Origin of the sequence: Streptococcus handemini (genome assembly GCF_040984445.1) — a bacterium.
GTDB classification, from domain to species: domain Bacteria; phylum Bacillota; class Bacilli; order Lactobacillales; family Streptococcaceae; genus Streptococcus; species Streptococcus handemini.
The window spans coordinates 51,673-60,728 of sequence record NZ_JBFRYH010000004.1 but is presented as its reverse complement, the minus strand read 5'-3'; the positions used below and the strand labels follow the sequence as shown (position 1 = coordinate 60,728).

At 37.0% G+C, this 9,056-nt stretch carries 9 protein-coding genes; 6 read left to right on the top strand and 3 right to left on the bottom strand.

What is annotated here, in order from left to right; translation table 11 throughout:
- Window positions 1–84: 84 nt before the first annotated feature.
- From ABPH35_RS10970 to ABPH35_RS01270, 3 genes are read right to left on the bottom strand one after another with little or no spacing between them, the layout of a single operon-like run.
- Complete coding sequence (locus ABPH35_RS10970; protein WP_349987887.1) at window positions 85–291, bottom strand: transposase; 207 nt, start codon at window positions 289–291, stop codon at window positions 85–87.
- Window positions 292–340: 49 nt separating this feature from the next.
- Window positions 341–691 carry an IS66 family insertion sequence element accessory protein TnpB gene (gene tnpB, locus ABPH35_RS01275; RefSeq protein ID WP_349987888.1) on the bottom strand — a complete coding sequence of 117 codons (351 nt, stop codon included), beginning with the start codon at window positions 689–691 and terminating at the stop codon, window positions 341–343.
- The gene (locus ABPH35_RS01270; RefSeq protein WP_349987889.1) at window positions 672–857 is read right to left on the bottom strand and encodes a hypothetical protein; all 186 of its coding nucleotides are present in this window, start codon (window positions 855–857) and stop codon (window positions 672–674) included. Before ABPH35_RS01270 ends, tnpB begins: the two co-directional genes overlap by 20 nt.
- A 246-nt stretch (window positions 858–1,103) precedes the next feature.
- Here ABPH35_RS01270 and ABPH35_RS01265 point away from each other — a divergent pair, with 246 nt between their 5' ends.
- The 6 genes from ABPH35_RS01265 (at window position 1,104) to ABPH35_RS01235 (ending at window position 9,048) form a co-directional block, all read left to right on the top strand.
- Entirely contained in the window at window positions 1,104–1,316 is a 213-nt protein-coding gene (locus tag ABPH35_RS01265) for a hypothetical protein (RefSeq protein WP_368849496.1), read from the top strand.
- Window positions 1,317–2,209: 893 nt separating this feature from the next.
- Window positions 2,210–2,470: a metal-sensitive transcriptional regulator gene (locus ABPH35_RS01255; RefSeq protein ID WP_349987891.1), complete on the top strand. Its 261-nt coding sequence runs from the start codon at window positions 2,210–2,212 to the stop codon at window positions 2,468–2,470.
- 107 nt (window positions 2,471–2,577) lie between these two features.
- Window positions 2,578–5,043 (top strand): FAD-dependent oxidoreductase, encoded by a 2,466-nt coding sequence (locus ABPH35_RS01250; RefSeq protein ID WP_349987892.1) that lies wholly within the window; start codon window positions 2,578–2,580, stop codon window positions 5,041–5,043.
- Between the two features lie 625 nt (window positions 5,044–5,668).
- Window positions 5,669–6,289: a TetR/AcrR family transcriptional regulator gene (locus tag ABPH35_RS01245; RefSeq protein ID WP_349987893.1), complete on the top strand. Its 621-nt coding sequence runs from the start codon at window positions 5,669–5,671 to the stop codon at window positions 6,287–6,289.
- A gap of 197 nt (window positions 6,290–6,486) precedes the next feature.
- Window positions 6,487–7,836: an MATE family efflux transporter gene (locus ABPH35_RS01240; RefSeq protein ID WP_368849495.1), complete on the top strand. Its 1,350-nt coding sequence runs from the start codon at window positions 6,487–6,489 to the stop codon at window positions 7,834–7,836.
- 471 nt (window positions 7,837–8,307) lie between these two features.
- Window positions 8,308–9,048 carry a cyclase family protein gene (locus tag ABPH35_RS01235; protein WP_349987895.1) on the top strand — a complete coding sequence of 247 codons (741 nt, stop codon included), beginning with the start codon at window positions 8,308–8,310 and terminating at the stop codon, window positions 9,046–9,048.
- Window positions 9,049–9,056 lie beyond the last annotated feature (8 nt).

The window sequence follows — 9,056 nt, the reverse complement described above, 5'->3', positions numbered from 1 at the left end:
TGAACCATCTCTGGAGTGAATTGACTAAAAATAGCCTGACGAACTCCCTTAGCTTTCTTGCGTTTATAGGTGATAGTTTCTGTTTCAACTGGGTAAGTCAGCGTCTTCCTCTAGGAGACTCTCCTCATCAAACAAGCTCAACTGACCAGGTTGATACACAACCTTCTCTGATGACTTACCGTAGAGTTTTTGAGTCAGATAAGCCACCTGTTCACGAAGGAGGGCAAGTTCATTGGTAAGCTGTTGGTTAACAGCTGCTTGTTGTTTAATAATGGCTACTAACTCTTCCATAGTCTCATCCTCCTGTTTTCTTTATTATACCGAAAAGAAAGTCATGATTTCAATAGAAATCACGACTTTTTGAAGCATTTATTTTGGGAAAGGCGGAAAATCCTTTCATCAGCCAGTCAACTTGTTCAGATGTTAGGGCTTTGACTTCATTTTCATCACTTGGCCAGGTCAATTTCCCATTCTCAAAGCGTTTGTAAAGCAACCAAAATCCTTGTCCGTCCCAGTAAAGAGCTTTGAGGCGGTCTTTTCGACCTCCACAGAAAAGATAAACCTGACCTGAGAAGGGATCCAAGTTGAACTGACTTTTGACAAGAAAGGCAAGAGAGTCAATGCCCTGACGCATATCTGTTTTCCCACAAACCAAGTAAACTTGTCCTAAATCACTGAGTCGGATGGTCATAGACTAGTACCTTATCCAAGATTGTTTCCAATACCTCCTGGTTGATAGATTGGAAGAATGTGACTTCCACTTTTCCGAGACGAATTTTCATCAGAATATCGTTTCTGCTTTTCTTTTCAAAGCGTCGAGATTGGGGAACAGTCAATGGGACGATGGGGTGTGACATAAAAAATCCTCCAGTTTTGTTTTTATAACAGTATACTGGAGAACTGACAATCTCGGTAGATACCTCGTTATGGGGCGCTTACGTTTTATATTGGATTTTTTAAAATAATCTATGCGAATTCGATTGAAATGACATATGGATATTCACTTTATAAATGAGGAAAAAGCTATTTCTTCAAATGGTTAAACAGACCAAAAGGAGTAAATATGAAGGAATATTATATATGTTAACGGTGAAAAAGTAAAAGTGAGCTTTGAACAATATAAGTCTTACTGGACGTTAGTGAATCATGAGCACTATGTTTCTCGTAAAGCTATGAGACAAGAAATTCCCTTTTCTGTTTTTGAATCAGATTGCTTTTTGTTACAAAATGTTTTAGACGATGAATCTGCAAATATTGAAAAAATTCTAGAAATGAAGTGGTTATTAGAGGATTTAGAAGAAGCCTTACTCTTTTAAATGATAAAGAGAAGTGTAAAGTTGTGGAATCTATCATTTCAGAAGTTCACATCTTTTCAGAGAGACAACAGAATAGCCAATGGATAAAATCGATTACATTCAAGTTGCCAATTATTCAAAAAGCTATAAAATTATAATTGGGCAGTTTAGATATATCTGAGTGCGTTAGTCTGCTCGTAAAAGCCTAGAAACCTTTGAACGAAAGGGATAGTAAAAAGCCTTGATTGCAAGGCTTTTTGTCGTATAGGGGTAAGTATCAGAGTGAGAGTCGGAGTTGTGATAGTAGGCTTGATAGCTTGATAGGAGAGTAATTTATTCCCATAGACCATAGGGGTACGTATTTGTTTCCATAAGTAAGTAGTTTGTGAGAATAAATGCATCCTTTTTTATAAATCTTAAACTCAAGAACGGTGTGACCAGGGATGATTTTCAAACTGTTCATGATGAGATGGCATTTACTGGTAGAGGTTAAAAATAAAACAATTAGAATCTGCATTCAGAATTCTGACACAAAATCAGGCATTTTGGTCGCTCGTCAAGTGATGGCATAATTCCCAAATATCAAGGCTTTTTCAGCCGATGCTGATTATCGTAAAAGTTTTGAAGAGATGATGCTTGAAGAATTCCAATGTTCAGTCGATATTTCTGAAAAAATCAAAGAAAGCTGGCAAATCATCCCCAAACATTGGGTTGTCGAGCGGACTTTCGCTTGGGTGAACCACTCTCGAAGATTAGTCAAGGATGTTGAAAAGTCAGTATTTTCGGAAGAGTCGTTGAAATCATTGTTTAAATAGCTTTTCTTTATACCCTTTTGGGGTATAGTGGAATCGATTTTTTAGAGATATCAAGTTTTAGTGTTGACTTTTTTTAAAACTAACGATACCATATAAGGTATGGATACAGATAAAAAAAAGATGATAAACCGGTTGAAACGTGCAGAAGGACAGCTTCGTGGCATTCAAAAAATGATTGAAGAAGATCAAGAGTGTATTGATATCGTGACGCAGTTGAGCGCTGTTCGCTCGAGTATAAACAGTATGATGGGGATTGCGATTGCTCAAAAGGTTCGATCCTGCATAGAGCACCCGTCTGATAATCCTGAGGAACAAGAAGTGCGTTTACAAGAGGCCATTAAGTTAATTGTAAAAAAATAAAAAGAAAGCAAGTAACGGAGAATTTTTCGTTACTTTTTTTTAAATTTTTTATTGACAATATACCCTATAGGGTATATAATGAATGCTGTAAAAGATTGGAGAATGTTATGTCTAAAAAAATTGTTATTATTGGTGGAGTTGCGGGTGGAGCAACAGCTGCAACTAGGTTACGTCGTTTAAGTGAAGAGGATGAAATTGTTTTATTTGAAAAAGGAGAATACATTTCATTTGCGAATTGCGGTCTTCCCTATCATGTAGGAGACGTAATTAAGGAACGTGAAAATTTGTTGCTTCAAACAATTGATGGTATGAATCAACAGTATGGTTTGGATGTCAGAAATTTTTCTGAAGTGATAGAGATTGACCCGCAAAGCAAGAATGTGACGGTTGTTCACCATCAAACAGGTGAACGCTATGTTGAATATTACGATAAGCTTATCATATCAACAGGAGCAAAAGCAATCGTGCCTCCGATTGATGGGCTGGAACAATCTGAAAATGTCTTTAGTTTAAGAAATATTCCGGATATGGACCAAATTAAGGCTTATATTGCAGAAAACACTATCCGTACGGCGACAGTCGTTGGGGGTGGTTTCATCGGTCTAGAAATGATGGAAAATCTTATTGAGCTAGGAATTCAGGTTCAATTGATTGAAATGGCACCACAAGTGATGCCGACTCTCGACATAGAAATGGCGCAAATGGTCCACTCACAAATAAATATCCATGGGGTAAATCTGATTTTGAGTGATGGAGTAAAAGAGTTTCGCAAAAAAGGGAAAGAGCTACTTCTAGCGAGCGGTAAAATCCTACAAACCGATCTGACCATTTTGTCTATCGGGGTTCTTCCGGAAAATACGTTGGCAAAATCTGCTGGTCTAGAATTGGGATTTAAAGGTGGTATCAAAGTAAATCAGCAGATGCAAACGAGTGCGCCAGATATTTTTGCCATTGGTGACGCTATCGAGGTGGTTGATTTAGTTAGTGGCAAGCCGACGCATATTCCACTTGCGTGGCCAGCAAATCGTCAAGGCAGACTAGTTGCGGATATCATAAATGGTATTGATGCATCCTATCTAGGGACACAAGGCACAGCCGTTGCGAAGGTTTTTGAATTAACAGTAGCAAGCACAGGAAATAGCGAACGGGTATTAAAACAAGCTGGTGTTGACTATGAAGTCATCCATATCCACCCAAACTCCCATGCTGGTTATTACCCAGGAGCTTCTCCAATCGCCCTCAAACTCTTATTTGGTAAAGACGGAAAGATACTAGGAGCTCAGGCGATTGGGACAGAAGGAGTAGAAAAACGAATCGATGTGATTGCAACGGCTATGCGTTTTGGGGCAAGTGCCGACCAACTTGCAAGTATTGAATTATCCTATGCTCCACCGTATTCATCTGCCAAAGATCCTGTCAATATGTTGGGCTACACGGCTGACAATATTCTTTCAGGTAAGGTGACAACCTTCCAATGGTCGCAGGTTGATGATTTGGTAAGTAAAAATGCCTTTTTCTTGGACGTTCGAGAAGAATTTGAATTAGCAACTGGAATAATTGAAGCAAGTCGTCAAATCCCATTAAATCAGTTACGCCATCATTTGGAAGAATTACCAAAGGATCAAACCATTTATGTTTTTTGTCAAGTTGGGCTTCGAGGATACAATGCCGCACGGCTGCTAAGTCAGGCCGGCTTTGATGTGAAAAATTTAGATGGGGGCTATAAAACTTACAAAGCCGCAAAATATCAATTGAAACCAATCTTCTTTGATTATTCAAATCAGACGGCTGATGTGAATACAGTCATGGAAGAACCATCAGAAACCATTCGGTTAGATGCTTGCGGCTTACAATGCCCAGGACCAATCTTAAAAGTAAGAGAAAATATTGATAAAATGTCTATTGGGCAAAAGATGAAGGTTGAAGCAAGTGACTTTGGTTTTAGTGCAGATATTGAAGCCTGGTGTCAAAATACGGGCAACACTCTCGTATCCAATAAGATTGAAAATGGAAGAGTAGTTGCGACAATTGCTAAAGGAAAGTCTACTCATTTAGAGACTGAAGTGATGAAAATGCCTTCGTTAGGTCAAGAAGGGGTCTTACAAGAAAGAAAAGATGGTGCAACGATGGTTGTATTCAGTGGTGACTTAGATAAGGCCTTAGCCTCAATGATTATTGCATCGGGAGCGGCAGCCTATGGGAAAACGGTGACAATGTTCTTTACCTTCTGGGGGATTTCTATCTTGAAAAAGCATAAAGTAAAAAAGTCCGGCTTGGCTAAGCTATTTGATATCATGCTACCTTCTAAAGCAGATAAACTACCTCTTTCGCAGATGAATATGGCGGGAATGGGAGCCGCTATGATTAAACATATCATGAAAGAGAAAAATGTTGATTCTCTCCCAGATATGATTGAACGAGCACACCAACTAGGAGTAAAATTTGTAGCCTGTACGATGAGCATGGATTTAATGGGGATTGAAAAAGACGAATTATTTGATTTTGTTGAATATGGCGGTGTTGCCACCTTTATCGGTGATAGTGAGCAGGCTAATATGCAATTGTTTATTTAAAGTGTATAGGCCTATCTATTCCTACGATTTGCGATGGTAACGGATATATTGATAGAGGCATCTGAATTTTTACATAAATCATACGCAAACTATATAAAGTCAAAAAGAATATACGAACATTCCTCTTATTGTTAGCATATTCTTTTTGCTATTTCTGTGCTTATTTCTACTCTTTTCTCCATATGTATCTGTTTTCTAGAGAACATGCACTAATCATATCGCCAGAGATCTTTGACTACGTAAAATCACAGACTGCATATAAAGAGAAATACAATCACATTTCAGTCTTAGATTTAAGTAAAGTGATGATTTGTGGTGGCTGTGGTAGTAAACTCACAAGAGTTGTTATTCATTCTACAACTTACAATGATAAAGTGTGGATTTGCAAACGAAGTCGTAAGGGTAAAAATCACTGGAATATTCCTTTATGTATACGAAGAATATCTCCAAAAAATGGGAAGCACTCAGGTATGGCATAAGTATCAAATAAATTTATCTATTTTATGAAGAAAAAAGAATATTAGAGAATTAATTTTTATGAATTGTTCTATTTAGCTTGACAAAAAATAGATTATCAAGTAAACTGATAACTAAGTTATCAAACAGAAAGAAACGAGGTGATACAGTGACGGATTTAAAAGGTTATGAACTGACACATAAAAACATTTTAGATAGTGGAAAAGCAAACTTTTTGAAGGATGGCTATGAACGAGCAAATTTAAGAAAAATTTGTAAGGATGCTGGAGTTACTACGGGAGCATTTTACCGTCATTTTGAAGACAAAGAAAATTTATTTTTTACCTTGGTTGAGCCGCTTGCTAATGCTATTTTAGAGTTTTATTCAAAAAATGAAACAGAATTCTTTCAAAATTTGGAAAATGATGACCTAGAAGGTTTAATTCACATCAAAAAGCAAGCGTCAGTAGACATTGCTTTGTATCTTTTTAAAAATAGGGATATATTTGAGCTGTTAATGTATAAATCGTATGGCACAAAATATGCTAATTTTACGGATCAGTTGGTTGAGCTTGAGGATAAAAACCAAAAGAAAGTATGTCACATGTTAACCGTTAAAAAACAAGTTATTGAAATTCCAGAAATTACAGTTCATTTATTGAATCATACCTATATCAGTTCCTTAAGTGAGATAATCATGCATTCTGAGACAGAAGATGAACTGAAAGTGAACTCAAAAATTATTTCAGAGTTTTTCAATGTTGGATGGAAAAATTTAATTGGTTTTTAGTCTATGAGGGCCACTATTTTTAAGCCCTTGTTTTTTAAAAACAAGTGATAACTAAGTTATCTTATCGGGTGATTTTGAGGGGGTGTTAAGAATATCAGACAAAATAGTGTGAAAAGAATAAGAAAGTAAAGGTAATGTCAGAAGTTTCAAATAAACCGATAGTTACCTATAAAAAAAGCATAAGGAGATGTATACAAATGAATCAAGATATGAAAGAACAATTACTTCACAAAAGACCGATAGAGTTACTCTTTCAGCTATCCATTCCTGCAGTTATTGGAATGATGGTTATCGGTTTTTATCCGTTAATGGATGGAATATTTGCGGGAAAAATTATGGGACAAGCAGCTATGACAGCTTGTGGAGTTGCAGCACCACTTACGTTTTTTAACAATGGTGTTTCAACGTTACTTGGTGTAGGATCTGCCTCTGTTCTCTCAAGAGCAATTGGAAAAGGCGAGCAGAAAACAGTTGATAAAATTATGGGAAACCTGATTTTTGGGGTAATTGTATTTTCGACAATCATTACAGTCGGAGGAATAATTCTTGCGCCTCATTTTTTATCCATGATAGGAGCAACAGGTGAAATCAAAGCGTACGGTATTCGGTATCTTAGAATCATTTTTATTGGTTCTTTATTTGTAAACTTTACCCAGTCTGCCAATATGGTTATGCGTGGTGAAGGATTGATGAAAAAAGCCATGATGATTATGGGTCTTGGTGCTTTACTCAATATTGTACTGGATCCGATACTGATGATACTTATGGGAGAATACGCTATTGAAGGTGCTGCACTTGCAACGATCACTGCACAGTTTGTCCAAGCTACGGTAACTTTATATTATTTCTTAAGAAAAAGTAAGGTTGTTAAAATTCATAAGATTCAGTCTGACTCGGAAATAAAAAAAGAAATGTTTGGAGTAGGGATGTCAGCTATGATGATGAGCATTTTATTTATGGTTCAACAGACCATGCTTTACAAAATGGCATTTAAGTATGGGGGAGATGCGAATGGAATTTTGATGGCTGCTTCACTTCGTGTATATGCTTTTTCCTTTATTCCGCTTTGGGGAATGAGCCAAGGTCTCCAACCAGTTGTTGGAACTAATTTTGGGGCAAAACAATATGATAGAATAAGACAAGCTATGAGAGTATTTTCCATTGGCGGACTTGTTCTTGCAGGAATATTTTGGATTCCATCATTGCTATTTCCAAGCCAGATCCTTTCTTTGTTTGGAGTAGAGGAAAGCATTATTGCGCAAGGGGTTGGAAATTTTAGACTATTTTATTCTGTCTTTATCTTGTATGGAATAATGGTTATGGCGATTACCTTCTTCCAATCAATTGGAAACGGGAAGAAAGCAGGCATTATTGTCATGCTTAGACAATTATTCCTATTCGTTCCTGCCATGATTCTTTTACCGATGGTATTTGGGATAAAAGCAGTATGGTTTACCCAGCCACTAATAGATTTCATCATGATTTTGGTTGGAGTATTTATGATGTTAGGAGAATTGAAAAAGCTAGGTAGTGAGACATTGCGATAGTATAGAAGAGAGGACAGGGGAAATGGATTGATAAAAGATACAACGCTTAATATATAGTATTGAATGGTTGCTTTCTTCATTTGAGTCATCAGTTTCCATTTATCAATTTAACTCAAATAGTCTAGGCTAGTTATTCATGATGATTTGCCTAGACTATTTTGTTGCGATGTAGGACTAAATAGATCTACAATCAAGAAGGGTGAAAAAAGGAGTTTGTGTTTCTCTTGAGTATAATAGGTTACATTAAACTAGACAGACTTTATAAAGTGTTTTAAACTAAAAGTGCCGTGTCTATCTTATCTACATCGTTGGGATTGTTTTTTCAAGTTATTGTCCTAAGTAGGATAAAAATTTTTTATTTTCTAATAGAGAATATTTAATAGTCTTTACCTATCACATATGATAGAAAATTTGTATTTGTCAGTCGCTTCAATTTTGTCTAAAATAAAGGAAAGAAAAGGAGGTCAGGCGATGACAACTTTACAGGATGCTTATCAGATTTTTAAAGAGGCTAAATTAGTGAATCTCACTCATCAGATAAATGAGAATAGTCCTCATTTCCCTGCCTTGCCAGCATTAGAGAAGAAGGATCTTTTTACTTTGCAGGATGGGTTCCATGTACAACAATTTAGCGTTGTTGGTCAATACGGTACACATATTGATGCCCCTATTCACTTCGTTGAGGGTGGTAAATGGTTAGACGAGCTTGCTTTAGAAGATCTACTATTGCCTCTTTTTGTGATTGATAAATCAGAGGCAGTTGCCGCGAATCCCAACTATGAATTGAGTAAACAAGATGTTCTTGATTTTGAAGCTGTACATGGTCAAATCCAAGCAGGTAGTTTTGTTGCCTTTAGAAGCGATTGGCATAAACGTTGGCCAGACCAAGATGCTATGAGAAACCTCGATGATAAGGGAGCTCAGCAAACTCCGGGTTGGAGTCGTGAAGCATTAGAGTTCTTGATTCACGAGCGTCATGTTAAAGCTCTTGGTCATGAAACCTTGGATACCGATAGTGGTCAAGCTGCGTATGCTAATGGTGGCAGTCTCCACCAAGAGTATTATTTACTTGAGCAAGGGATTTATCAGATTGAAGTCTTAGCCAACTTAGATCAAGTACCAGCAACAGGTAGTATCATTTCGATTGCTTATCCTAACTGGGATAAGGCAACTGGTTCGCCAGTCCGTGCGATAGCCTACGTTTCTGAATAAAATAGAAG